Annotated in this window: 18 protein-coding genes; 8 read left to right on the forward strand and 10 right to left on the reverse strand. The window is 66.9% G+C overall.

Going from position 1 to position 24,942, the window contains the following annotated elements; genetic code table 11:
- Positions 1–8: 8 nt before the first annotated feature.
- On the reverse strand, positions 9–1,694 hold the full coding sequence (locus AC3WJB_RS08530) for a sensor domain-containing diguanylate cyclase (protein ID WP_492680584.1): 1,686 nt from the start codon (positions 1,692–1,694) through the stop codon (positions 9–11).
- A gap of 299 nt (positions 1,695–1,993) precedes the next feature.
- On the opposite strand from AC3WJB_RS08530, the gene AC3WJB_RS08535 reads away from it, so the two are divergent.
- Positions 1,994–2,560 (forward strand): NADPH-dependent FMN reductase, encoded by a 567-nt coding sequence (locus tag AC3WJB_RS08535; RefSeq protein WP_492680586.1) that lies wholly within the window; start codon positions 1,994–1,996, stop codon positions 2,558–2,560.
- A 29-nt stretch (positions 2,561–2,589) separates the two neighbouring features.
- Here the strand turns inward: AC3WJB_RS08535 and mfd are convergent, their stop codons facing one another.
- The 5 genes from mfd to AC3WJB_RS08560 form a co-directional block, all read right to left on the reverse strand.
- Positions 2,590–6,168 (reverse strand): transcription-repair coupling factor, encoded by a 3,579-nt coding sequence (gene mfd, locus AC3WJB_RS08540; RefSeq protein ID WP_492680588.1) that lies wholly within the window; start codon positions 6,166–6,168, stop codon positions 2,590–2,592.
- 144 nt (positions 6,169–6,312) lie between these two features.
- The gene (locus AC3WJB_RS08545; RefSeq protein WP_492680590.1) at positions 6,313–6,822 is read right to left on the reverse strand and encodes a Slp family lipoprotein; all 510 of its coding nucleotides are present in this window, start codon (positions 6,820–6,822) and stop codon (positions 6,313–6,315) included.
- Between the two features lie 132 nt (positions 6,823–6,954).
- Entirely contained in the window at positions 6,955–7,851 is an 897-nt protein-coding gene (locus AC3WJB_RS08550) for a 23S rRNA (adenine(2030)-N(6))-methyltransferase RlmJ (RefSeq protein WP_492680592.1), read from the reverse strand.
- 112 nt (positions 7,852–7,963) lie between these two features.
- The gene (locus tag AC3WJB_RS08555; protein ID WP_492680594.1) at positions 7,964–8,893 is read right to left on the reverse strand and encodes a DMT family transporter; all 930 of its coding nucleotides are present in this window, start codon (positions 8,891–8,893) and stop codon (positions 7,964–7,966) included.
- A gap of 81 nt (positions 8,894–8,974) precedes the next feature.
- Positions 8,975–9,919, reverse strand: coding sequence for a peptidylprolyl isomerase (locus AC3WJB_RS08560; protein ID WP_492680596.1), 945 nt, complete (start codon positions 9,917–9,919; stop codon positions 8,975–8,977).
- A 240-nt stretch (positions 9,920–10,159) separates the two neighbouring features.
- Here AC3WJB_RS08560 and AC3WJB_RS08565 point away from each other — a divergent pair, with 240 nt between their 5' ends.
- The 7 genes from AC3WJB_RS08565 (at position 10,160) to AC3WJB_RS08595 (ending at position 19,342) form a co-directional block, all read left to right on the forward strand.
- Positions 10,160–10,918 carry an S-methyl-5'-thioinosine phosphorylase gene (locus AC3WJB_RS08565; RefSeq protein WP_492680598.1) on the forward strand — a complete coding sequence of 253 codons (759 nt, stop codon included), beginning with the start codon at positions 10,160–10,162 and terminating at the stop codon, positions 10,916–10,918.
- 156 nt (positions 10,919–11,074) lie between these two features.
- Positions 11,075–12,127 (forward strand): alpha/beta hydrolase family protein, encoded by a 1,053-nt coding sequence (locus AC3WJB_RS08570; RefSeq protein ID WP_492680600.1) that lies wholly within the window; start codon positions 11,075–11,077, stop codon positions 12,125–12,127.
- Between the two features lie 28 nt (positions 12,128–12,155).
- Positions 12,156–13,073: an acetoacetate decarboxylase family protein gene (locus AC3WJB_RS08575; protein WP_492680602.1), complete on the forward strand. Its 918-nt coding sequence runs from the start codon at positions 12,156–12,158 to the stop codon at positions 13,071–13,073.
- Entirely contained in the window at positions 13,070–14,155 is a 1,086-nt protein-coding gene (locus AC3WJB_RS08580; protein ID WP_492680604.1) for a hypothetical protein, read from the forward strand. The genes AC3WJB_RS08575 and AC3WJB_RS08580 overlap by 4 nt, the downstream gene beginning before the upstream one ends.
- Positions 14,152–15,699: a patatin-like phospholipase family protein gene (locus tag AC3WJB_RS08585; protein WP_492680606.1), complete on the forward strand. Its 1,548-nt coding sequence runs from the start codon at positions 14,152–14,154 to the stop codon at positions 15,697–15,699. The genes AC3WJB_RS08580 and AC3WJB_RS08585 overlap by 4 nt, the downstream gene beginning before the upstream one ends.
- A 29-nt stretch (positions 15,700–15,728) precedes the next feature.
- Positions 15,729–17,657 carry a hypothetical protein gene (locus AC3WJB_RS08590; protein WP_492680608.1) on the forward strand — a complete coding sequence of 643 codons (1,929 nt, stop codon included), beginning with the start codon at positions 15,729–15,731 and terminating at the stop codon, positions 17,655–17,657.
- Between the two features lie 2 nt (positions 17,658–17,659).
- Positions 17,660–19,342, forward strand: a complete 1,683-nt coding sequence (locus AC3WJB_RS08595; RefSeq protein WP_492680610.1) for an FAD-dependent oxidoreductase — start codon at positions 17,660–17,662, stop codon at positions 19,340–19,342.
- An 830-nt stretch (positions 19,343–20,172) separates the two neighbouring features.
- Here the strand turns inward: AC3WJB_RS08595 and AC3WJB_RS08600 are convergent.
- From AC3WJB_RS08600 to AC3WJB_RS08615, 4 genes are all read right to left on the reverse strand, one after another.
- Positions 20,173–22,095: a M61 family metallopeptidase gene (locus AC3WJB_RS08600; RefSeq protein ID WP_492680612.1), complete on the reverse strand. Its 1,923-nt coding sequence runs from the start codon at positions 22,093–22,095 to the stop codon at positions 20,173–20,175.
- Between the two features lie 76 nt (positions 22,096–22,171).
- Positions 22,172–23,263, reverse strand: a complete 1,092-nt coding sequence (locus AC3WJB_RS08605) for an aldo/keto reductase (RefSeq protein ID WP_492680614.1) — start codon at positions 23,261–23,263, stop codon at positions 22,172–22,174.
- Positions 23,260–23,610 carry a TIGR04076 family protein gene (locus tag AC3WJB_RS08610; RefSeq protein WP_492680616.1) on the reverse strand — a complete coding sequence of 117 codons (351 nt, stop codon included), beginning with the start codon at positions 23,608–23,610 and terminating at the stop codon, positions 23,260–23,262. Before AC3WJB_RS08610 ends, AC3WJB_RS08605 begins: the two co-directional genes overlap by 4 nt.
- Positions 23,610–24,908 (reverse strand): MFS transporter, encoded by a 1,299-nt coding sequence (locus AC3WJB_RS08615; protein ID WP_492680618.1) that lies wholly within the window; start codon positions 24,906–24,908, stop codon positions 23,610–23,612. The genes AC3WJB_RS08610 and AC3WJB_RS08615 overlap by 1 nt, the downstream gene beginning before the upstream one ends.
- Positions 24,909–24,942 lie beyond the last annotated feature (34 nt).

The following is a 24,942-nucleotide window of genomic DNA, read 5'->3' on the forward strand; positions in this document are numbered from 1 at the left end:
CGGCGCGGCTACGGTTGGGCAGGGGGCGCGCCGCTGCGGTGACGGCGCTCGACCGGCAGCAGCCGATCCGAGCGCATGAGCATGACGGCATCATGCATGACCACTTGATTGCGGCCGCTGGACTTGGCCCGATACATGGCCTGATCAGCTCGTTCCACCATCGCCTGCAGACTGTCGGCGGCTTGGCGCATGGCGATGCCGACGCTGAGGGTGAGGAACGACGTGTCGCTGCCGGCCGGGATTTCCAGGCGATGGACGCGGCGCCGCAGCCGGTTGGCCACCTCCACGGCGTGTTCAGCAGAGGTTGCGTCGAGCAGCACGACGAATTCTTCGCCACCGTACCGGCCGAGCAGGTCGCGCGGCCGCAACTCGGCATTAAGGGTCTGGGCGACGGCAATCAGCGCGTGGTCGCCGGCGTGGTGGCCGAGACGGTCGTTCAGCGTCTTGAAGTGATCCAGGTCGATGAACAGCAGCGCCATCGGCTGCGAGGCGCTGGTGGCGAGCACGGCGTTGGCGTGTTCGCTCCAGGCACGGCGGTTGAAGACGGCGGTCAGCGCGTCATGGTCAGCGAGCGCACGGACCTCGTCGCGCTCCAGGCGCGAGGTCAGGGCCCGGTCGGCAAGGCCGATGGCAAGCAGGATGGCCTCGACCGCGCCCAGTGCGAGGCCAGTCTGGTCGGGCCAGTTCAAACCCAGCAGAGCCCCATTGAGGTGCGCATTGTTGGCTGCCGTGAACAGCAATAACGGCACCCAGCCGAGAAAGAACAGCCAGGCTGCGCGCGAGCCAAGCGCCGCCGCGGCGAGCGATGTCACCAGGAGAAGGGATGCACCCAGGGTGATCAGCGGGGTGAAGAGGGCGCCGGCGGCATCCACCAGGATCGGCACGTGGCTGATGCGCAGCAGGGCCAGGTTGACCATGCCCACGGCGAGGGCCAGCACCGGCACGCGAAAGATCGGCACGTAATGGCGAAGTTCGCAGAAACGGATCATGAACAGCGCAGCAAACGCAATCGACAACGACACCGCGGCGGCGTGGGCCATGCCGACGCTGTCGGCCAGCCAGTGCCAGCCCAGGGGATTGAATACGAAGCCGGTTTCGGCGCCGAGAATGAGCGCATAGCAGACGATGTAGCCGGCATACCAGGCGTAGACCACGTCCTTGAGCATCACCGCGAAACACAGTGCCATCAGCACCATGGTCAGCATGGTGGCAAAGCAGGCTGTGGCGAAGGTCAGCCAGTCGGCATCGTGCTGCAGGTAGGCGGCCAGGGGCTGGACCTGGAAGCGCAGCGGCGCATTGAGCGCCGGAGAGGGATCGAATTTCAGCAGGATCGCCGTCGACCCGCGGTAGTCGTCGGACAACCGCCAGCCCAGGCGCCCGTGACTGGGGAGCGGCGCGCCAATATCGGTCAGCGAGCGGGTCTGGGCGTGCGCGAGGTTTTCGGTGTAGGCGGTGACCGGGCTCCAGGGCGGCGGCTCAATGGTCAGCACGCGTTCGCTGTCGTCCGGCCTGGGAGGTGGGGCGATGACCACCCATGTGCCGGCAGGTCCCGGGACGAAGCGCTGGGCGTGGATGGGGTCGAAACGCCGCAACCGGCCTGCGCCATATTCCTGCAGTACCTGATTGGGGGTGTCACCGGCGTGCGCCGCACGCCAGGCGCCGCTGGGCAACGTAGTGGCGCTGATGTGACCCATGCACAGTATGCACATGGCCAGGCCCAGCCAGCGCCATCGCGTCGACGTCCGTCGATGGTGTCCTGCAGGCACGCCGCGCCGCAGCCCCGGTCGCCCTACGATGCAGGTGTGGCACGGAGCGGGTGCAGGACAAGCCGTAACGGTGTGCCGAGTCATGAGACCAGCAAGCAATATTTACGCCATGGAATCGGCGCATGTTACAGGCGGTCCGCCGGCGGGCCCAGTGTGTGCACGTTGTAGTATCCAGTGATCGCCAGTGCATGGCGCAGAACTCACATTGCTGACGTGGAGAGTCACACATGGGCGCTAAAGAAAAAATCACCGTCGCGGTGCTGGTCGGCAGTTTGCGCGATGCATCGTTCAACCTTCGCCTGGCGCGGGCAGTGGAAGGCCTGGCGCCGCCCAGCCTGCATTTCGATCAGGTGCATATCGGCAACTTGCCGTTGTACAGCCAGGATTTCGATGCGGACTATCCAGCCGCCGGGCGGCAGCTCAAGAAACAGGTCGAGGCTGCCGATGCCCTGTTGTTTGTCACTCCCGAATACAACCGATCCATTCCCGGTGTGCTCAAGAACGCGCTCGATCTCGCCTCGCGGCCCTGGGGCACCAACTCATGGGCCGGCAAGCCGGCGGCGGTGATCGGCGCCTCCATCGGTGCGCCCGGCGCCGCCATGGCGCAGCAGCACCTGCGCAACGTGCTGGCTTATCTCGATGTGCCGACCCTGGCCCAACCCGAAGTGTTCGTGCAGTTCAAGGACGATGGCCCGATCGATGCCGATGGCCGCATCACTTCCGACTCGACGCGGAAATTCCTGCAGGGCTTCGTCGACCGCTATGTGGCTTGGGTGCAGCGCTTCGTCGCTTGAGGCTCGTCGTGGATGCGTGGGCAGCCGGCTCATGGCGCTACGCGTGCGCCGAGCAATAGCAGGATGTCCCTTGCCGCCTGCAGGCGCGTGATGGCGTCGGGCAGCTCGCGGATGATGCGCAGCTTGTCCTGTCCGGCCAACTGGTAGACGCGCGGCGAGCGCTGGATCAGCTCGATGATGCGGCGCGGATCCACGTTGGGCTTGTCGCGGAAGGTGACGCGACCACCGCTCTGGCCGAGGTCCAGCTTGCGGATGCCGAGCGGCGTGGCCATCAGCTTCAGGCTGGTGACCGCGAAGAGCTGCTTGGCAGGCTCGGGGAGTAGGCCAAAGCGGTCGATCATCTCCACCTGCAGGTCGCGCAATGCCTCCTCGTCCGCGGCGCCGGCAATGCGCTTGTACAGCGTCAACCGGGTATGGACGTCGCCCAGGTAATCCTCGGGGATGAGCGCCGGCAGGTGCAGCTCGACCTCGGTCTCATGTTCCGCGGCGAGGTCGAAATCGGGGATCTTGCCGGACTTGAGTGCGCGCACGGCGCGGTCCAGCAGCTCGCTGTAAAGGCCAAAGCCAACGGATTGGATCTGCCCGGATTGTTCGTCCCCGAGCAGCTCGCCGGCGCCGCGGATTTCCAGGTCGTGGGTGGCCAGCGTGAAGCCGGCACCCAGCTCTTCCAGCGAGGCCAGTGCCTCCAGCCGCTTGCGTGCATCGGCGGTGATGGCATTGCGCTCGGGTACGATCAGGTAGGCGAACGCGCGTTGGCTGGAACGGCCGACGCGGCCACGCAACTGGTGCAATTGGGCCAGGCCGAAGTGGTCGGCGCGGTCGATGATGATGGTGTTGGCGGTGGGGATGTCGATGCCGGTCTCGATGATCGTGGTGCACACCAGGATGTTGAAGCGCTGGCGATGGAAGTCGGCCATGATGCTTTCCAGCTCGCGCTCCGGCATCTGCCCGTGGGCGATGCGCACGCGCGCCTCGGGCGCCAGGGCCTCCACTTCGCGCGCGGTGCGGTCGATCGTGCTGACTTCGTTGTGCAGGAAAAACACTTGGCCGCCGCGGCTGAGCTCGCGCTGCAGGGCCTCGCGGATGGTCGCCTGGTCCCAAGGTGAGACGAACGTGCGCACCGCGGTACGGTGCGCCGGCGGTGTGGCGATCAGCGACAGGTCGCGCAGACCGCTCATGGCCATGTTCAGCGTGCGTGGGATCGGTGTGGCGGTGAGGGTAAGCAGGTCCACCTCGGCGCGCAGTTTTTTCAGCTGCTCCTTCTGGCGCACGCCAAAGCGCTGTTCTTCGTCCACGATCACCAACCCAAGGCGCTGGAACTTGACCTCGGGCATCAGCAGCTTGTGCGTGCCGACGATGACGTCGATCTCGCCGGCCGCCAGCCGCGCCAGTGTCTCGCCGACCTCCTTCTTCGAGCGGAAGCGCGAGAGCATGTCCACGCGCACCGGCCAGTCTGCAAAGCGGTCGGCGAAGTTGCTGTAGTGCTGCTGCGCCAGCAGCGTGGTTGGCACCAGCACGGCGACCTGGCGGCCGGCGGTGGTGGCGGCGAATGCCGCGCGCAGCGCCACCTCGGTCTTGCCGAAGCCGACGTCGCCGCAGATCACGCGATCCATGGCGCGCGGCGCGGCCAGATCGGCCAGCACGGCCGCGATCGCCGATTCCTGGTCAGGGGTCTCCTCGAACTGGAAGCTGCGTCCAAACGCCTCCACCAGCGGTCGATCGATCAGCAGCGCTTCGCCGCCGCGCGCCTCGCGCTGGGCGTAGATGGCCAGCAGTTCGGCGGCGACATCGCGGACCTGCTCCGCCGCCTTGCGTCGCGCCCGTTCCCAGGCATCGCCGCCCAACGAATGCAACGGCGCGAGTTCCGGACTGGTGCCGCTATAGCGGCTGACCAGGCCGAGCTGCGAAACCGGCACGTAGAGCTTGTCGCGCTTGGCATATTCGATGGCCAGGAATTCGCCAGTCATGCCGCCGACGTCCATTGATACCAGGCCCTGATAGCGACCGACGCCGTGGTCGACGTGCACGATCGGCGAGCCAATGGTGAGCTCGGTCAGGTCGCGGATGACGCTTTCCGGATCACGTACTCCGCCACGCCGGCGCCGACGTTCGCGCTCGCTGCGCACGCGCTCGCCGTAGAGTTCGCGCTCGGTGAGGACGGTGAGTGCGGGGTGGTTCAGCGCGAAGCCTTGTTCGAGCGCCGCGACGGTGATGGCGAAGCGGGGGGCGCCTACAGCAAGAGCCCCCCTCACCCCAACCCTCTCCCCCGGCGGAGCCACGAGAGAGGGGGCGGTTGAATCCGGACCGAGGAAGGCCTGCCAGTCCTGCACGTTGGCTGGGCGCAAGTCGACGGCAGAGAGCGATTCGAGCAGGGCTTCGCGGCGGCCGGCCGAGTCGGCGGCAATCAACACGCGCCCGGGATAGTTGGACAGGAACTGCCGCAACGCCGCGCCGGGTTCCTCGCCCTTGCGGTTCAGCGTCAGCTCCGGCGCCGGACGGCTGCCGGTGTCGATCGCGTGCTCGTGGCCGGCATCCACCACCTCCACGCGCAGGCGCCGGTTCAGTTGCGCGCGCAAAGCGTCAGGCGGCAGGAAAATTTCCGCGGGCGGCAACACGGGACGTTCGATGTCGTGCGCGCGTTGCTCGTAGCGTTCGCCGGTCTGCGTCCAGAACTGCTCGGCGGCGTCGCTGGCACCCTCGCACAGCACGAACAGCGCATCGTCGGCGAGATAATCGAACAGCGTCGCGGTGCCTGTGGGCGGCGCCTGCGTGCCATTTCGGGCATCGGGGGATGGCGTTGCCGCGGGGAAGAACAGTGGCAGGTAATACTCGATCCCGCCCGGGGTGACGCCTGCCTTCATATCCTGGTACAGCGGACAGTGGCGCGGATCGATGGGGAAGCGTTCGCGCAGCCTGCCGCGGAACGCCTTGGCGGCGTCCTCGGTGGTCGGGAACTCGCGCGCCGGCAGCAACTGCACGCTCTCCACCTGCTCCTGCGAGCGCTGCGTTTCCGGATCGAAGCTGCGGATGGAGTCGATCTCGTCGTCCAGCAGCTCGACCCGGTAGGGTTCGGCGGCGCCCATGGGATAGATGTCCATCAGCGCGCCGCGCACGGCGAATTCACCAGGCTCGCCGACCTGCGGCACATGACGGTAACCCGCGGCCTGCATGCGTCGCTGTTCCTCGGCGAGATCGAAGGTCTGCCCACGGTCGAGCAGCAGGCCGGCGCCGGCAATGTGGCTGCGCGGCGCAATGCGCTGCATCAGTGTCGCCATCGGCACCACCAGCATGCCGCGCACCAGGCCGGGCAGGCGGTACAGCGTGGCGATGCGCTGCGAGACGACCGCCGGGTGAGGGCTGAAGACCTCGTAGGGCAGGGTTTCCCAGTCCGGGAAGTGCAGCACCGGCAGCTCGCTGGCAAAGATTTCCAGCTCGGCCTCGAGCGCCCGTGCACGCAGGTTGTCGCGGGTGACCGCGACCAGCACACCGGAATGGGCGCGCGCCGCCTCGGCGATCACCAGCGCCCGTGCCGAGCCGTAAGGCGGGGTCCAGTACCGGCGTTGCTTGGGAGTGGTGGGTAGCGCGGGCGGCGTGATTCGGGCAGGCATGGACGACGTGGTCAGCGGACCCGGCAGGAGAATGCGTCGGGCAAAGCACGCCATTGTAACCGCTCGGCCGCTGCGGCCGCCCTCGTTTGCGGAGATGTCAGGCGCGTGCCCAGCCTGCGTGCATTGCCGCGGTCGCGACGGGCTTCAGCGGATGCCGACGCCCAGCCCCACGCCAAAGTGCACATTGCTGCGGCCTTGCCGCAGTTCCTCAGGCGTCCATCGATGGGCTTGCGTGACCCTCACCAGCGGGAACACGTAGCTCGCTTCGCCGACGTGGCCCGCGTGGGTGCCATCGAGCGTGCCCAGCACGGTCATCAGGGCGCCCTCCGGATAAGCCAGCGGCTCCACGTAGCCGGCCATCACCGCGATGAAGCGCCCGCCGTCGCTGTCGCCGGCGCGCGGCCGCTGTGAGGCATCCAATGGATAGCCGAGGACTTCAATCTCGCTGTGGTCGGCGAGGTTCCTGACCTGCACCACCTTGCCGCCCCAGATGACCGTGCCCTGGGCGTAGCGCTCGGGAGTCTGTGCCACCTGGGCCGGCGTGGCGGCGAGGCTCGGCGCCTGGGTGTGGAAGATGGGCTTGGGTGCGCAGCCGGCCAGGACGCCGGCTAGCAGCAGGCTGGAGAGTGGCGCGAGGCAGCGGATGGCATGCATGAGTGGATACTCGGCGTAGGTGGCGGAATTGGGATCGACGCGCCACCAAGCGTGTGGCGCTTGCCGACGACAGTCAATGGCCAAGGGTGTCCCTGCTGTGACGAGATACAGACCCCGGGTCGGCCACGGTGTTCAATGTGCTCGCGGTGCGGCGCGTGAGCCCTGCTGGCGCGGCGGCGCGGGTGTTTCGCTGCGCAGCCAGTCGAGCTGCCACGCCGCGGCGTCGTCCTGGGCGAGCAGCCGCGCCAGGGTCGGTACGGCGGTGCGCAGCCGCTGGTCCAGATCCCACGGCGCGTTGAGCACCACGATGCCGGCGCCGTTGAGGCGCAAGGGCGTGTTCGCCGCGTGCACCAGGAGCTCCGCGCGCAACACGCGCTTGACTGGCACCTGTCCGATCGCGCGCAGGAAGGGCTGCACCTGGCTGCGCAGCTTGACCGGATACCACACGGCGTAGATGCCGGTCGGCCAGCGTTCCAGCGCAGTCTTCAGGGCCTTGAGGATGATGGCGTATTCGGTTTCCTGCAATTCATAGGGCGGATCGATGAGCACCACGCCGCGTTTTTGCGCGGGCGGCAGCAGGGCCTTCAATGCGGCGTAGCCGTCGCGCTGGTGTACGTGGAGGCGTGGGTCATGGGCCAGCAGCGCGCGCAGCCTGGCCGCTTCCTCGGGATGCAGCTCGCACAATTGGGCCTGGTCGCCAGGCCGCAACAGGCGCGCCGCCAGCAAGGGCGAGCCGGGGTAATGGCGAAGTGGTGCGGCAGCGTCGGCACCATCCAACACGTAGTCGCGGTATCGCGCCAGCAACGGCGGCAGCTCGTCCACGCCCAGCAGCCGGGCGATGCCGTCCTGGTACTCATTGGTTTTTCCGGCTTCGATGCTGTCCAGCGCGTAGCTGCCGCTGCCGGCATGCGTGTCGAGGTAGCAGAACGGCGCCGGCTTGGCCTGCAGGGACTCGAGCAAGGCCAGCAACACCGTGTGCTTGAGGACATCGGCAAAGTTGCCGGCGTGGTAGGCGTGGCGATAGTTCATGGCAGGGACGGGTCGCGGAGCTGTCGATTATAGGCGGGGCGGCGCGGCAGCCAGGCCTGATCCATCCTGCCGTCGCCCGCTGCGTCGCCACCGGCGTGGAAATGCGCGGCCCTCAGTCGATCACCGCATGGCTTTCCGTCGCGCCGAGCACCTCGGGGCGCTCGGGCCTGCGCTGCAATTGGGCCAGCAGCGGGTGGCTGAACACGGCGCCAAGGATGACCGCGCCGCCGACGTAGAACCAGGCATCCAGCTCGCGCTGCTCATGCAGGAGCACGATCGCCAGCACGATGGCATACACCGGCTCCAGGTTGGTGATCATCTGTGTGCCAAACGCGCTCAGCTGACGCAACGCCACGAGCGCCAGGGCAAACGGCAGCAGGGTGCAGCCAAATGCCAGCGCGGCGAGCAGCCAGGCGTCGTGCCCATCCGGCAGGACAAATGCCGCACCCTCGTGTGGCAGCAGCGGCACGATCAGCGTCAGGAACAGGGCACCGGTGCCGAGTTCGACGAAGGTCACCGCCAACGGATCGCCGCGCTCCACGAAGCGCTTGTTGAGCGAGCCGAACAGGGCCACGAACACCGACGAAAGCACGCCCATGGCAAGGCCGACGCGCATGCCGGCAGGCACGCCGCCTACCACCATCGCCACGCCGGGAATGATCGCGGCACCGACGAGCAATTCGCGCGGGTCGAATCGGCGCTTGGCGATCCACGGCTCGATCAGCGCCATGAACACCGGTGCCAAGGCCATGCAGGTGGCGCCCACCGAGGCGTTGGACAGCTTGATTGCCGCGTACCAGGTCAGCCAGTGCATGGCCACCAGCACGCCGATGCCAGCGTAGGCCCAACGCAGCCGTGCCGACATCGCCCGCAGTCCGCGCCACATCCGCGGCACGGTGAGCAAGGCCAGCATGACCAGGAGCATGCGCCACCACACCAGCTGTGCGGCCGGCAGGGTGATCAGTTTGCCGAGGATGGCAGTGAAGCCCCACAACAGGACGCAGAAGTGGATCTGCAGGTAGGCGCGGGTGGTAGCTTGCATGACTGGCCCGGGGCACGAGGCGATGGCTGGACATTGTAGGCGCCCGGCAGCAGGCCGAATCAGGGGCCGATCGGCCCGGCATTACTGCCCGGCGGCAGCGCCCTCGCGCACCGGGACGGGCAGGTCGCAGACGCTGACCTTGCCTGGCGAGCGGGCGTAGAACGCATCGTGGCGGTTGCGCGCGGCATCGAGCAGGGCCGCGAAGGTGGCGCTACCGGTACGCAACACCCGAATCGGCGTCCGTTGCGCCGCAGGGACGTCGGCCGCCACCTGCATCGAGCGGATCGGCATGTGTTGCTCGCTCGGGGTATAGAACCCAAGCGCGCCGCTGCCGCGCGGCAGCGCGGAAAGCAGCGGCATGCCGACGAGCACGCGGCCGGCGACGGCGAGGCTCCGATCCAATCTGCGGGCCTGGCCGATCACGGCGTAGAGCGAGCCGCCATCGCCGGTTTGCGGGTCGTTGCCGCGGGCGACGCCAACCATGCCGTAGCAGTGCAGCAGCCATTCCTCGCCGCTGCGGCGATCGCGCCCTACCGGAAAGCCTTCGCTGAAACCAACCTCGGGCGCGTAGACGTCGCCGTCGGGCAAGCCGGTCCACGGCAAGGCGGCATCGAACGGGCGGGTGAATTCCGGCGGCAGGCTGGTCTTGGCGCTGCCGTGGTCGCGCGGCGCGGGGGAATAGCCGTCCTCTGCGCTCTCCGGCGTGCCCCATTGGGTCACGAAGTTGTCCTGGACGCGGACGATGGACAGGCCGTCAAAATAGTGCGCGCGGACCAGGGCGCGGATGTTGGCCGCATGCAGTGGAGTGAAATCCGGCGCCAGTTCGATGATCACCCGGCCGGTCGGCAGTTGCAGGTACAGCAGGTTCCCCGGGTCGGGCGTACGCCATTCATCGGGCTTGGATTGCGCAAGCAGGGTGCTGGCGCTGGGGGTATGGCGGGTGGTGTCGGGTGCGGTCGCGCCCAGGGCCGGCAGGCCCGGGAACAACGCGAACGCGAGAGCCGCAAGCATGATGCGTTGGAACATGGCGTACTCCCCTGGCCGGTCGTTCCATCATGCTGCAGCAGCCTGCCAGCGTCTACCCGCAGCCCGGGTGCAGGTTCCGCCCCGGCGCTGGTGACACGTCGCGATGGCCGTCCGGACTGCCATTGTCGACACAGGTGTACGCGGATGGCTTGGGCTGGCCGCGGATTTCGCGGCACAATGACCTGTCGGCCGCTCGATGTGCGCGCGCCGCGGCAGGAAGGCAAACCCCGGGAACCTGGCATGACCGAAACCACACCTCCCGTAGCGCTTGGGGTCATCGGCGGCAGCGGGCTGTATGCGCTGGCCGGGCTTCGGGACGCCAGGCGCCATCATGTGCAAACACCGTTTGGCGAGCCCTCCGGCGAGATCGTGGTCGGCGTGCTGGGTGCGCAGCGCATGGCGTTCCTGGCCCGCCATGGGGAAGATCATCGGTTCGCGCCGCATCGGGTCAATTACCGTGCCAATGTCTGGGCCCTGCACCAGCTTGGGGTCCGCCAACTGGTCGCGGTCAATGCGGTGGGAGGGATTCGTGCCGACCTGGGACCGCGCCGCATCGTGGTGCCGGACCAGCTCATCGACTACACCTGGGGCCGGGTCGGCAGTTTCCACGACGTCGAAGGCGCGAGGGTGGAGCACGTTGATTTCAGCGAGCCCTACGCGACGCGACTGCGTCGGCAGTTGCTGGCGGCGGCAGCCATGGCCGGGGTGGCGGTCGTGGATGGCGGTTGCTATGGCGTCACCCAGGGGCCGCGTCTGGAGACGCGTGCGGAAATTGCCCGTCTGCGGCGCGACGGCTGTGATCTGGTCGGGATGACCGGGATGCCGGAGGCCGTGCTCGCGCGCGAGTTGGGGGTGGACTATGCGTGCCTGGCCCTGGTGGCCAATTTTGCTGCCGGCTGCGGCGACCAGACGGAAATCAGCATCGCCGAAATTTTCGCCCATCTGGAGTCCGCGACAGCCAACGTGCCGGCCATCCTGGCGGCGCTGCCGGCACCCTGAAACTGCGGCGGCAAGCGGTTTCGATGCCCAGGTGTGTCGTGCCGCACGATCCCCGCAAAATGATTTGACGAGGTGCCGGGAACGGTGTATCCGTACCTGCACGAATGGCTGTAAAGCCGTTCAGCCGTCGCTTGCTTTGACTCACGGAGAGGCCTCATGCCATTCGCCAGCCAGAGTCACGCCGCTGTATCGGATCGGGTGGTGCCGTTTCAGGCGCGCGACGGGCGACCCTGCAATGTAGTCCAGGTGCGTGGCGCTCGCCCGCCGGACAAGGGGCCGGTGCTGCTGGTGCATGGCGCGGGGGTGCGCGCGAACATTTTCCGCGCGCCGGTGGCGGCCACGGTCGTCGACCTGCTGCTCGATGCCGGCTACGACGTGTGGCTGGAGAACTGGCGCGCCAGCATCGACCTCACGCCATGCCGCTGGACGATCGACCAGGCTGCGTTGTACGACCATCCGGCGGCGGTGGAGACGGTGGTCAGGGAGACCGGCGCGACCAGCATCAAGGCCATCGTGCATTGCCAGGGCTCGACTTCCTTTTGCCTGTCCGCGGCACTGGGCCTGGTGCCCCAGGTGAGCACAATCGTCAGCAACGCGGTGTCATTCCATACCGTCGTGCCGCTGGCGGCACGCCTCAAGGGCAAGCTCAGCGTGCCGCTGCTCGCCTCGCTTACCCCATTCGTGAATCCACAGTGGGGCCTGCATCCGCCGAACGTGCTGGCCAAGGTGCTCAACGGGGTGATCCGGCTGACGCACCACGAATGCGACAACATCGTCTGCCGCTGGTCGAGCTTCGCCTACGGCGTTGGCTTCCCCACGTTGTGGCGGCACGAGAATTTGAACACCGCCACGCATGACTGGATGCAGGCCGAATTTGCCGACGTGCCGCTCACGTTTTTCCAGCAGATGGACCGCTGCGTCGCGGCTGGCCATCTGGTGGCCTACGACCGTCCTGGCGAGGTGCCGGCCGATCCGCTTGCCCAGGCGCCAAAGACCTCGGCGCGCTTCGCCTTCTTCACCGGGGCGGAGAACCGCTGCTTCCTGCCCGAGAGCCAGCGGCGCAGCTTTGCCTGGCTCGATGGCATCCGTCCTGGATACCACAGCCTGCATGTCATTCCGGAATATGGACATCTGGACATCTTCATGGGCCAGAATGCCCATCGCGACGTGCTGCCCCTGATGGTGCAGGAGTTGGATCGACCGAATTAGGAGTCAGGCTCCCAGACGCGAGGCGCATATGGCGATACCCCGCAGGTTGAAACAACAGGCCGGTCGGCATGCCCTGGTGGACGGCATCCCCTTCACGCTGCCGGTGGCGTCCTCCGGCAGTCCCGCCTTGATGGCGGCGTTTCCCATCGACCCCGCCCGGGCGGCGGAACTGCTGCCGGGCAACGAGTTGCATCCGCTGCGCTTTGGCCGCCACGCGCTCCTGCTGGTGTCGGTGATCGACTACCGCCAGACCAATATCGGCAAGTACATCGAGTACAGCCTCGGCATCGGCTGCACCCATGGGCCACGACCGGTATCGCTGGCGCGCGCCGTGCTCTTCCGCAAGTCCTGCGGCCTCGGCCAATACGTGTTCGACCTGCCGGTCAGTACCGAGATCTCGGTGAAGGGCGGCAAGGGTATTTGGGGCATGCCCAAGCACCAGGCCAACCTGGATTTCCAGATCACGGCGACGTCTGTGCGCAGCCGCTATGACCTCGATGGCGCGATGGTGGCGGAAATCCAGATCGACCGGCCGAGGCGGGAGTGGCTGCCGTTGCGTACCGGCGCGGTCAACTGGTGCGCGTTTCGCGGCATGCTGATGAAGTCCAGCATCTATTTCCACGGCAAGATGGGTTTTCGCCTGTGGCGCAAGGCAACCGCCCGGCTCACCCTGGGCCCGCACCCGCGTGCCGACGTGCTGCGCCAGCTGCAGATTGGCGAACGGCCGCTGTTTGTCGGCTACTTCCCGGAGAGTTCCGGCGTGCTCGATGATCACCTGGAGAGCTGGTTCCTGAGCCATGCCGAGCCGCCGGCCCAGGTGCCGGAGGGCCTGGACAGCGTGGTCGGCCTGGGCCTGGGCGAGACCTGGCTGCCGCCACCTGGTTTCGCGGCGTCCGCAGAGAGGCGTGACGTGTCCTCCCACTCTGCCGTCGATGCCGGGGCATGACCGTGCTGGTCGAGCCGGCCATGCAGCACGGGGACGTCCCCGTACATCGACGCCTGCGCACAGGGGCACCGCAGGTCCATCCGTTCACCACCGATGATGGCGTGGAGTTGCGGCTGACGCGTCATCAGGGTGGGAGCCGCGGCCCGGTCATGCTGGTGCACTGCATCGGCGTGTCCAGTCGCATGTACGCCCTGGATACCATTCCCACCAACCTCCTCGAATACCTGTACGCCATCGGCTTTGACGTCTGGCTGCTGGACATGCGGCTCAGCATCGACCTGGCCGCGCAGGCGCGGCAATCGAGCTTCGACGAGATCGCACGCTACGATTTTCCGGCGGCGGTGCGCCTGGTGCTGGGGGTGAGCGGCGCGCGCAGCGTCCAGGTCGTCGCCCACGGCATTGGCGCGCAGACCTTCAGCATGGCCATGCTGTCCGGCTTGCACGGCGTGCGCTCCGCGGTGTGCTCGCAGGTCGCGATCCACCCCATCCCCGCGCCCCTGAACCGGATCAAGTCATACCTGGGGATGCCGACGCTCATGGGCTGGTTCGGGGTGAAGGCCCTGCACGCGGTACCGCAGCCTCGCGGCGGCTGGACCGAGCGCATGTTTGCCCTGGGCGCCCGGTTGCAGCCGATCGCGCCGGCCGAGCGCTGCGACAGCACCACCTGCCGGCGCATCAGCGCGATGTATGGGCCGCTGTACCGACACGCCAGGCTGGACGACGCGACGCACGCGAGCCTGCCCGAGCAATTCGGCCAGGCCAACCTGCGCGCGTTCCGGCACCTCATCCGTAACCTGCGTGCCGGGCACGTGGTCCGCGAGGACGGCAGCGACGACTATCTGCCATACCTCGAGCGCATGGCTATCCCGATGTTGTTCGTACATGGCGCCGACAACGACTGCCTGCTCCCGGAGAGCACCGAGGTGTCAATGGAAGCACTCGCCGGACGCAATGGCTCGGCACTGTACCGGCGGGAGGTGATTCCAGGCTACGGTCACGTCGACTGCATCATCGGCGAACACGCCGACCACGACGTCTATCCGCATATCCTGCGGCATCTGGAGGAGACCGCTGAATCGTGATCGCGCACCCGGCCCAAGCGTTTGCCGCGCCAGCCGACGCCCCGAGGCGGCGCTCGCTGGTGCTTTCCGGTGGCGGCATGCGCTTGTCCTACCAGGCTGGCGCGTTGCGCGCGCTGCAGGAGGCCGGCCTGAGCTTCCAGCACGTCGACGCCACGTCGGGCGGTGCGATCAACCTCGCGATGATGTTGTCCGGGCTCTCGCCGGCGGAGATGGGCGAGCGCTGGACGAGCCTGCAGCTCCGGCGCTCGCTGTCGCTGATGCCGCTGGAGAGCTACTTGCGCCAGGACCGGCAGGTGGCGATGGGCAGTGCCGAGGCCTTCGTCGACTATGTCTATCCGCACCTGGGCATCGACCTGGCGGCCGTGCGCGGCGCGCAGTGGCTGCAGGGCACGTTCAACGTCTTCAACTATACGCGCAAGGTCAACGAGGTCATCGCGCACCAGGACCTGTGCCAGGAGCTCTTCGTCGCCGGCATGTCGCTGCCGGGCGTCATGCCGCCGGTGAGCTGGAACGGTTCGGTCTACCTGGACTCGGCCTTCGCGCGCGACGCGAACCTGATGGAGGCGGTGCGCCGCGGCGCCGAGGAAATCTGGCTGGTCTGGTGCCTGGGCAACAGCGCCGGGTATCGCGGGGGCGCCCTGCAAATCTACGTGCAGATGCTGGAGATGGCCGCCAACGCCAGCCTCAACCGCGAATTCGACGACATTGCCCAGCTCAATGCGCGGATTGCCGCGGGCGACTCGCCGCATGGACAGCAGGCGCCGATCCGCGTGCACGTCATCCGGCCACCGCATCCGTTGCCGCTGGATACGGACCTGTATCTCGGCCGTACCGATGCGCGTGCGCTGATCCAGATGGGCTACGTCGATGCCCAACGCCATCTCGCCACCACCACCGATGAGGGCGATGCCCTACGCCCGGAGACCCTGATGATGACCGCCGCCGTACCAGGAATCTCGTTCCAGGAAACCATGCAGGGCCATTTCGCACTCGGCCCCACCGAGCCGGAAGCGGGTGCTGTCGCCGGCAAGAGCGCCGGGACCACGCTGGCGATCCATGTCACCGTCACCGTGCGTGATCTGGACCGCTTCGTCCAGGACCCAAACCACAACGGTACGCTGGCGGGCACCGTCGATTTCGCGCCGCTGGGGCTGGCCATGCCGACCGGCGAGGGGATCTTCCGCTTGTTTGCGCCGGCCGACGCGGCAGACACCACGCTCATGGTGTACGAACTGCCGTTCGAGCATGCCGGCAGGCGCTATTACCTGGCCGGCGCCAAGCGCGTCCACGATGATCCCGGCTTCGACCTGTGGAGCGACACCACCACGCTGTACACCCGGTTGTACGCGGGACCGGATACCACGGGCCAGGTGGTCGGCGCTGGCGTACTCCGGCTCGACGCCGTGGCGTTCGCCAAGGTTGCGGCGAGCGTGCGTGCGGTGGATGCCGCCTCGCCCATGGAGGCGACCAGGCTGATTGCCCAGTTTGGTGGCTTCTTTGCCCGGGAGCTGTGGAAGAGCTACGCGCCGGGTCCCTTCAAATGATGTCGGGCTGAGATCCCGGGGAGCATTCCATGCCAACCACCCGAGTTCCCTACGATCCTGCGCTCCCGCCTGAGGAAGAGCCAGTGGTGGTCGAGCAGCGTGCGCCCGTGCCCTTGACCTGGACCCCGCAGCGCATGACGCAGTGGTTCGATCCGGTGCAGCTCATCCGCACCGGCATCCGCGCGTTGCTCTCGAGCATCTTTGGCGCCTATGCCGACCAGCGCGAGACCCAGGCGGCGCTGGCGCATGGGGCGCTGCCGGTGATTGCGGATTACTCGCCGCTGCCGGATATGTGGATCGATTTCGCCGCCGATCTCGGCGATGGCTTCGATGCCACCTACAGCGTGGCGTGGCTGTTTGGCCACGCGCAGCTGCCTGCCGAGTCATTGCCAGAACATCCGCGACAGCGGGAGCTGCTGGCGGCGACCAAACGCGGCCAGGTCCTGGTCCTGGGCGGCGACCAGGTGTATCCCACCGCCTCCCGCAAGCAATACGAGAACCGCTTCTACGGCCCGTTCGAGGCCGCCCTGCCGTGGATCGACGAAGAGGCATCCCGGCCGCACCTGTTCTCGATACCGGGCAACCACGACTGGTACGACGGCCTCACCAGCTTCATGCGCCTGTTCTGCCAGCGCCGCTCCATTGGTGCCTGGAAGACGCGGCAGACGCGCAGCTACTTCGCGCTGAAACTGCCGCAGCACTGGTGGCTGCTCGGCATCGACATCCAGTTGGCCTCGGACATTGACCAGCCACAACTGGACTACTTCACCGAAGTGGCCGCAAACATGCAGCCCGGCGACCAGGTGATCCTGTGCACGGCGCAGCCGTCCTGGGTGGAGGAGGGCGACACCTCGAACGCCTACCGCAACCTCCTGTTCTTCGAGCGCACGATCCTGTGCCCACGGCAAGCCAAGCTGATGCTGACCTTGACTGGCGACCTGCACCACTACGCGCGTTATTCGGATTCCACCGGGCAGCGGCACAAGCTCACATCCGGTGGCGGTGGCGCCTATCTGTATGGGACGAGCCACCTGCCGGAGCGTATCGAGCTGACCAAGGTCGATCCGACCGATGCCAGCGAGGGTACCAGCGCGACGACCGGGACCTACACGCGCGGCGCGGTGTATCCGGACCGGGCCGCCTCGCGCCGCCTGCGCGCCGGCGTGTTGCTGCTGGGTTTCAAGAACCCATGGTTCGTGCTTGCGCTCGGGCTGATCTATGTGCTGTGCGGATGGCTGCTGCAGAGCGCGAGCCAGGGCTCGCTGCTGGTGCAGAGCACGGTGGGGGCAGACACGCCGATGAATGCCCTGATGGCCTGGCTGAGCCAGCAGCCGCTGGCCCGTGCCGGGGACGTGTTCGGCGTGCTGGTGGAAATCATGGTGCAGGTGCCGGCGCTCATGGTGATTGCCGCACTCCTGGTCTTTGGCCTGTACAAGTTCTGCTCGCCGGATCCGGGGCGACCTGGTTGGCTGCGCTGGATCGGCCTCGTGCACGGGCTTGCCCATCTGGGCCTGGTGCTCGCGCTCACCTGGTGGTTTGCCCATCTCAATGCGCTGCTCGGCCTGCAAGCGCCTGGCCACGGGCGCTTGTGGGCGCAGGGCGCGCTGTACATCGTCGAGATGATCGTGATTGGTGGTCCGCTGGGGGCCTTCCTGTTCAGCCTGGCGCTGCTGCCCGGGGTCAATGTCAATGAGGCCTATTCGGCACAGCGCATCGAGCACTACAAGAATTTCCTGCGCATCCACCTGCGCGCGGACGGCGCGTTGGCAGTGTATGCGGTCGGCATCCGCCGCGTGGCGCGCTGGCGTTTCGATCCGCGCGCCGACCGGCGCAAGCCGTATTTCCGCCCGCGGCACGGCAAGCCGCCGCAGGTGCATTTGATTGAGGATCCCTTCACGGTCCCGGCACCGGTCGCGTCGAGCGCCGCGTCGCCCGGTGGCCCCCAAGCGAGCGCCTAGGCATGGAACACTTCGACGCGGTAGTGGTGGGCTCTGGTTTTGGCGGCTCGGTGTCGGCCTACCGGCTGGCCGAGGCCGGGCAGAGCGTGTGCCTGCTGGAGCGCGGCAAGGCGTATCCGCCGGGCTCGTTTGCGCGCACGCCGCGGGCCATGCACGCAAACTTCTGGGATCCCAGCGCGGGCATGTTTGGGTTGTTCGACGTATGGTCGTTCAAGCACATCGACGCGCTGATCTCCAGCGGCCTGGGCGGCGGCTCGCTGATCTACGCGAACGTGCTGCTGCGCAAGGACGAGAAGTGGTTCGTGCGCGAGCAGCCCGGCGCGCCGGGGCACGAATACTGGCCGGTGACCCGCGCCGATCTCGATCCGCACTACGAGCGGGTGGAGCGCATGATGAATGTGCAGCGCTACCCGTTCCACAAGGCTCCCTACGACCAGACCGAGAAGACCAAGGCCATGCGCATGGCCGGCGAGAAGCTGGGCCTGGAGTGGATGCTGCCGCCGCTGGCCGTGACGTTCGCCAACGATGGCGCCGAACCGGTGCCCGGCGAGCCGATCATCGAGGCCCAGCGCAACCTGCATGACCGCACCCGCAGCACCTGCCGCCTGTGCGGCGAATGCGACGTCGGCTGCAACTACGGCAGCAAGAACACACTGGACTACACCTACCTGTCGGCGGCCAAGCGCGCCGGGGCGGACCTGCGCACCCTGGCCGAGGTGAAAACCTTCGCGCCGCGCGCCGGCGGCGGTTACCTGATCTCGTATCGCCAGCACGTGCCCGGCGAGCCGGCACATGCGGACACGCCGTTGACCACGATTTCGGCCACCCGCCTGATCCTGTCGGCGGGGACGTTCGGCACCACCTATCTCCTGTTGTCCAACCGGGCGCAGTTCCCGGGTCTCAGCCAGGCGCTGGGCTCGCGTTTCTGCAGCAACGGCGACCTGCTTGCCTTTGCCTTGCGTTGCTCGAAAAAAACCGCGACCGGCAAGCAGCCGTGGGCGCTCGACGGGACCTATGGCCCGGTCATCACCAGCTCGCTGCACATGCCAGATGCGCTGGACGGCGGCACCGGCCGCGGCTTCTATATCGAAGATGCCGGCTATCCCGCATTCATGTCCTGGCTGGTGGAGACGGCCGGCCTTGCCTCGACGTTGGGGCGCGCCCAGCTTCTGGCGTGGCGCCGCCTGCTCTCGGCGCTCGGCATCAACACCACCACCAACTTGAGCGCCGACATCGCGAACCTGCTCGGCACAGGCGACCTGTCCGCCTCATCCATCCCCTTGCTGGGCATGGGGCGCGACGTACCCGACGGCAACCTCAGGCTGGAGGATGGACTGCTCTCCAGCGACTGGGCCATCAAGCGCTCTTCGCCGTTCTTCACCCGGCTGACCGACACGATGCGGGAGATCACCGAGGCCTGGGGCGGCGATTTCCAGAGCAATCCCACCTGGCACCTCGGTCGCCGCATCATCACCGTGCACGGGCTGGGCGGCGCGCCTATGGGACGCAGCGCGGACGAAGGCGTGGTGAACGAGTACGGCGAAGTGTTCGGCTATCCCGGCCTGCACATTGCCGACGGCTCGATCATGCCCGGCCCGGTGGGCACCAACCCCTCGCTGACGATCGCCGCGCTCGCCGACCGCTTCGCCGACCGCATCACCGAGCCCGCCACGACAACAGCCTAAGGAAACTCCGAACAACTATCCTCTCCGTCATTCCCGCGAAAGCGCACTGCTGTCCGGAATAAATTCGTATCTCGAGACCGAAACATTGCGCCACATAGCCAAATGGCTGTTGCGTGCAACCTGGACTCAAAAATGGTGGCTCACATCTCTTGTCTCGCCCTGGACCGCAACCTTTCGGCGTCATTCCCGCGAAAGCGCACTACTGTCCGGAACGTTTTCGGAACCGCCTTTGCTTCATCTAGGTATTGTGCCAGGACGCCGAAACCCTACCTGGCGTCATTCCCGCGCAAGCGGGAATCCAGTGCTTTGGCCTTTGTAGACACTTAAAAGCACTGGATCCCCGCTTGCGCGGGGATGACGATGGAGGTTCGAGGGTCTGCGTAAGACAACGGGGTGACCACCTTTTTTTGAGTCCAGGTTGCGCGTGACAGCCGTCCAGCCTTGCGTCGCCACGTCTTCGGTGTCGCGGCACGAATTTATTCCGGACAGCAGTGCGCGAAAGCGGGGATCCAGTGCTTTCAGGCGACCAGTAAGGGCCAAAAGCACTGGATTCCCGCTTGACCGGCCCTTCGGCCGTTGAAAAGCGCCTCGCGGGAATGACGCCGGGGTGGTTTCGGCGTCCTGGCGCGATGCCGTGGACGAGGCCAAGGCGGTCCCAAAAACGTTCCGGACAGTAGTGCGCGAAAGCGGGAATCCAGTGCCTTGGACTTTTCCGCTACTTCCTGCGAAAGCCTGGATTCCCGCTTGACCGGCCCTTCGGCCGTTGAAAAGCGCCTCACGGGAATGACGAGGGAGCGCATGCCGTTGACGCCGCGACCATCGTTGCAGAGCTACTTCGGGGCGTAGAGTTGCGAGAGGTAATCCGGCGCGCCCTCGGCGCGTACCAGGTGCGGATATTTCAGGCCGTCGTGGTAGTCGACCTGCAGAGTCTTGAACTCGTCGAAGTCCTTGACCAGCAGAGTGATGGCCGTACTGCCGCCCTTGGCCGCGGTGATCGCCTGCTTCATGTTGTCGCCGTTGAAATCCTTGCCATCGACGCCGACGATGGTCATGCCGGGGGCCAGGCCAGCCTTGAACGCCGGACCGTTCCAGCGCACGTCGCGCAACTCGCCCTTGTCGGTGACCGTGAAGCCGACCGACCAGGTGAAGTCGATGGCGTGATAGCGCTTCTGCAGCGCACCGACGATGTCGGACGGCTTGTCCGTGTAGACCAGCTTCCAGCCCTCGGCGGCGATGCCGTCGGTGATCTTGTCGTGGCCGTCCAGACGCGTGCGCAGGAAGGTCTTCCAGTCGTACGGCGCGATCTTGTTGAGCGTGCCCACGACGTCGTCGAACGTATAGGTGTTGATGTCCCAGGCGCCGTTGTCCATGCCGTAGAACGCGCGGGCAAAGTCATCCAGCGCGTGCTTGCCGTGGCTGAGCGCGCGCAGCTTGGCATCTACCGCCAGCCAGATCATCTGGCCGCCTGAATAATAATCCTCGCTCATCTGGTAGTTGCGGTACGGCAGCGGCGCACGCTGGGCGATGACCGGATCGTTGGTCGTGTCCTGGATGTTGCGCCAGGTGAGCATGCCGGGCCGGTTCATGTCGTAAGTGGCGGCGACATTGGCCAGCTTGTCCAGGCCGGTCTCCTTGCTTTCCAGCCCGGCGCGCACGGCGATCACGTTGCCCCAGAACTGGGTCTGGCCCTCGTACACCCAGAGCAGGCTGTCGCCCATCGGGACGTTGAAGTTGGGTGTCCACAAGTCGGCCGGGCGGCGGTACTTGCCGTTCCAGGAATGGTTGAACTCATGCGTCAGCAGGTCGCGCGGCGTCTTCAGGTCCCACTTGGTGAAGAAATCGGCGCGCGTGCCGTCTTCGCTGGAACGGTGATGTTCCAGGCCCTTGCCGCTCATCTTGTCGGACAGGGAGAACAGGAAGTCGTAGTGGTCGAAGTGGAGCGCGCCGTAGAGCTTGTCCATCTGGGTCACGATGTTGCGCAGCACCTTGACCTGCTCGGGCGTGGTCTTGATGTCCTCGGCCGTGTCGCCGACGATGTCCATGTGCACCGGCTGCTTCGCACCGGGCGCAAGATCCAGGCGCGAGAAATATTTGCCGGCGAACATGGGCGAATCGACCAGGTTGGTGTAGTCGATCGGCTTGAACGTCGTGGTGTTGCCGCTGCGGCTGGCCACCTCGAGCGCGGTGCCGAACTGCCAGCCCGCGGGCAAGGTGACGCTGGGTACCACCTGGATCTGGCTGCCGTAATAGCCAGCCGGGTAGATCGAGACCTTGCTCCACGACAGGTCGAGCATTTCCGGTGTCATGCGGATGGACCCTTCGTCCTTTTTCTGCGAGGACAGGAACTGGAAGTCCACGTCGATGCTGCTGGCGCCGGCGGGCACGTCGACCAGGAAGGCGAAGACGTTGTACTTGTCGCGGGTCCACGTGAGGTGCTTGCCGTTCGCGCTCACCATGAGGCTGGCGACCTTGCGGATCGGGCCGCTGGGCTCATGGTCGCCTGGGATCCAGGCCGGATAGAGCAGGTACATCGGGCCGGGCTTGACCGGGATGGTCTCGTGGACGGTAAAGATGCGATGGTCGGTGTCGGTGGCGTCGACGTGGACCGTCATGCTGCCGGGGTAGGGAACATCTTGCGGCGGCGGTACGTTGTCGCTGCGCGACTGCGCCTGCGGCACCGCGGCCTGTGTCAGCAGTGGGGCAAGACTGAACAGGGCGGCCACCACCGCCGAGGCAAGCAGGCTGGATTTCATCTTGGCTACTCCGGTAGCGACCGTCATCGACCTCGGCAACATACTGCTCGCCCGCAACGCCGGCATGCTCCGGAAGTCATGGTCTGGCGGCATTCGCTCCGTCGATCGACGCCGGCGGCGTGTCGCCCAGGTTGTACTTCATGATGCGGCCGTGCGGGCCGTTGCGGTCGCGCTCGAGCGCATAGACCTCGCCCTTGGGGCCGCGGGCCTGGGCCAGGATGGCGTCGATCTCCCGGCGGTCCTGTGCCGACAACACCAGGGAGGCGAGTTGCAGCGTGTCCTGCAGGTGGCCGGCATGCCGCGCGCCAACGATGACGCCGGCGACCAGGGGTTGCTCGAGTACGTAGCGCGAAGCGACGTTGGCGACGCTGGCGTGGTGGCGGTCGGCCACCTGGCGCAGCGTGCGCAACAGATCCTGGAACAGGTCCCAGCCGCCGAACTCGTCGATGATCAGCTTGTATTTGACCAGGGAGCGGTTCTCCAGCGCAGCCTGTGGTTCCGCCCGGCCGAGCCAGGCGTCGCTCAGGAAACCCCCGGCCAGCGTGCCGTAGCAGAGCAGCCTGGTGCCAAGCCGTGCGCAAGTGTCGCTCAGGCGCCCGGCCGGGCGGTGGTCGAGCAGGGAATACTGGACCTGCAGCGTGGCAAAGCGCACGCCGGCGTCGGCAATCTCCTGCACATGGTCGGCATCGAAATTGGTACCGCTGACCAGGTCGATCTTGCCCGCGGCCTGCAGCTCGCGCAGGTGCAGTGCCGTCTCGACGTAACGCGGCTGCGCGTAATCCCACCAGTGGAACTGCACCAGGTCGAGGCGCTCCATGCGCAGGCGATGCAGCGAGCGCTCGATGATGCGGCGCACGTCGGCTGCGGTGATGCGGGGCAGCAGGTCGATGTCGGGGACAAACTTGGTGTGGATTTTCAGCCGTGACAGCGCATCCGCGCCCCGGCGCTGGAGCATGGCGGCGCGGAAGTCGCCATACAGGGCCTCGACGCCGGTGTAGATGTCGGCGCAATCGAACGTGGTGATCCCGGCGTCGTAGAACGCGGCCAGGTCGTCCGTGACATGCGCGCGATCCACCGCGCCGTGGTCCCCGGCCAGTTGCCAGCCGCCGCGGATGATGCGCGAGATCACGTAGCCAGGCTTGATCTCGAAGGTTGCCGGCGAACTCATGGCGCGACCTTGGGCGTGGCGGTGACCTCGTGGTGCAGGAAACGGCGGCGTCCGAGCCGGGTGATGCGCAGGCGCGAGGGGCAGTCCGGGTCGGGGCAGGCGACTTCGGCGGCGGTACTCATCCAGTCGTTGGCGTCGGTCACCCGCTGCTTGGCCGCCAGCAGCGGCAGCACCGCGGCCAGCGAGTAGATTGAAAAGCCCTGGCCGTCAGGGAGGTGCAGGACTTCGCCGCGCAGCTCGAAGCTGTCGCCGACCTTGGCCGAGCAGTACAGCCGCGCCCCCGGCGGGGCGACCACCTCGACCCTCAGGTCGTAGAGTTCAAAGGCATCGTCGTCGGGGGTGGACATCAGGTTCTCCGGGAGCGGATGGCGGCCAGCAACACCAGGGCGGCCAACAGGTAGGAAACCACTACTGTAAAGCTGATGGCGGGCCCCAGCCCGGCGGCAGCGCCAAACACGTGGTCGCCGGCAAGCGCCACCGCCGTGGGCCCGAAGCCGGCGCCAATGGCCACGTTGAGGAAAAAGCTGATGGCCATGGCCTGGCCGCGCATGCGGTTCGGCGTGGCATCGAGGATGGCGGAGAGGCCCGAGGCCGTGACCACGGCCGACAACGCAAAGTACACCGGCACGGCGAGCATGACGCCGGACGCGCTGTGGCTGTTGATCATCACTGCCGCCGGCAGCGTGGCCAGCACGGCAAGCCAGCACAGTTCGGTCTTGCCCCTGGGGCCGCGCCAGCGGGCAAAGCGGTCGGCCAGAGCGCCGCCGGCGAGCATGCCGCCGCCGTAGCCGAGCATGAGCAGCAGGCCGAGCTTGACGCCGACCCGCGCCGGGTCCGCGGCAAACTCCCGGATCAGCAGCGAGGGCGCCCAGGCACCGACCGCGTTGTCCACCATCGAGGCGATCGCCACGGCAATGAACACCGGCGCCATGCGCCGCAACAGGCGCGGCAGGGTATCGGTGGCCAGCGTAGGCGATTCGGCGGCGGTGAACATCTGGTCGTGGCGCCGCACCGGTTCGCGGATGGTCAGCAGCAACAGCGGCCAGAGCAGGCTTGGCAGGCCCACGGCCAGGAACACCAGGCGCCACTGCGCCCAATGAGCCACCGGCGTGCCGGCAAACAGCCCGCCGCGCACCAGGTCGAGCACGCCACCGCCGATCAGGATCGAGCCACCGATGCCCACGGCAATGCCGGTGAAGAAGGTCCCGACCGCCAGGCCGCGATGCCTGGGTTCGAAGGTGTCGCTGATCAGCGAGATGGCGGCCGGCGACAACACCGCCTCGCCGAGCCCAACGACCACACGGGCGACGAACAGCATGGCAAACGATGGCGCGAGCGCGCACATCAGCGTGCCGATGCTCCAGATCAGCACCCCCGCGACGATCAGGTTGCGCCGCGAGGTGCGGTCGGCCAGGAAACCCAGCGGGATGCCGGCCACGCCGTAGATCGCGGCAAACGCCACGCCCAGCAGCAGACTCATCTGTGTGTCGCTGATGGCGAGGTCCTGGCGCACCGGATCGACCAGCAGGCTCAGCACCTGGCGGTCGGTGTAGGCAAGTACGGCGGTCGCAAACAGGATCAGCAGCACCGAGCAGGCGCGTGCGATACCGGGGTAGGGCGGGCTGGCGGACGCGGCGCCGTTCATGCGTCAACGTGCCGTGGAACGGGCGGCATGGACA

The sequence above is a fragment of the Rhodanobacter sp. FW510-R10 genome, from assembly GCF_058781105.1.

Bases quoted from the DNA above. Each gene is read 5' to 3' on its own strand.
- AC3WJB_RS08550 (WP_492680592.1), bottom strand. From the start codon at position 7,851: ATGAACTATCGCCACGCCTACCACGCCGGCAACTTTGCCGATGTCCTC.
- AC3WJB_RS08610 (WP_492680616.1), bottom strand. From the start codon at position 23,610: ATGTCCACCCCCGACGACGATGCCTTTGAACTCTACGACCTGAGGGTC.
- AC3WJB_RS08555 (WP_492680594.1), bottom strand. From the start codon at position 8,893: ATGCAAGCTACCACCCGCGCCTACCTGCAGATCCACTTCTGCGTCCTG.
- AC3WJB_RS08605 (WP_492680614.1), bottom strand. From the start codon at position 23,263: ATGAGTTCGCCGGCAACCTTCGAGATCAAGCCTGGCTACGTGATCTCG.
- AC3WJB_RS08595 (WP_492680610.1), top strand. From the start codon at position 17,660: ATGGAACACTTCGACGCGGTAGTGGTGGGCTCTGGTTTTGGCGGCTCG.
- AC3WJB_RS08575 (WP_492680602.1), top strand. From the start codon at position 12,156: ATGGCGATACCCCGCAGGTTGAAACAACAGGCCGGTCGGCATGCCCTG.
- mfd (WP_492680588.1), bottom strand. From the start codon at position 6,168: ATGCCTGCCCGAATCACGCCGCCCGCGCTACCCACCACTCCCAAGCAA.
- AC3WJB_RS08570 (WP_492680600.1), top strand. From the start codon at position 11,075: ATGCCATTCGCCAGCCAGAGTCACGCCGCTGTATCGGATCGGGTGGTG.
- AC3WJB_RS08560 (WP_492680596.1), bottom strand. From the start codon at position 9,919: ATGTTCCAACGCATCATGCTTGCGGCTCTCGCGTTCGCGTTGTTCCCG.
- AC3WJB_RS08590 (WP_492680608.1), top strand. From the start codon at position 15,729: ATGCCAACCACCCGAGTTCCCTACGATCCTGCGCTCCCGCCTGAGGAA.
- AC3WJB_RS08530 (WP_492680584.1), bottom strand. From the start codon at position 1,694: ATGGGTCACATCAGCGCCACTACGTTGCCCAGCGGCGCCTGGCGTGCG.
- AC3WJB_RS08535 (WP_492680586.1), top strand. From the start codon at position 1,994: ATGGGCGCTAAAGAAAAAATCACCGTCGCGGTGCTGGTCGGCAGTTTG.
- AC3WJB_RS08600 (WP_492680612.1), bottom strand. From the start codon at position 22,095: ATGAAATCCAGCCTGCTTGCCTCGGCGGTGGTGGCCGCCCTGTTCAGT.
- AC3WJB_RS08565 (WP_492680598.1), top strand. From the start codon at position 10,160: ATGACCGAAACCACACCTCCCGTAGCGCTTGGGGTCATCGGCGGCAGC.
- AC3WJB_RS08545 (WP_492680590.1), bottom strand. From the start codon at position 6,822: ATGCATGCCATCCGCTGCCTCGCGCCACTCTCCAGCCTGCTGCTAGCC.
- AC3WJB_RS08615 (WP_492680618.1), bottom strand. From the start codon at position 24,908: ATGAACGGCGCCGCGTCCGCCAGCCCGCCCTACCCCGGTATCGCACGC.
- AC3WJB_RS08580 (WP_492680604.1), top strand. From the start codon at position 13,070: ATGACCGTGCTGGTCGAGCCGGCCATGCAGCACGGGGACGTCCCCGTA.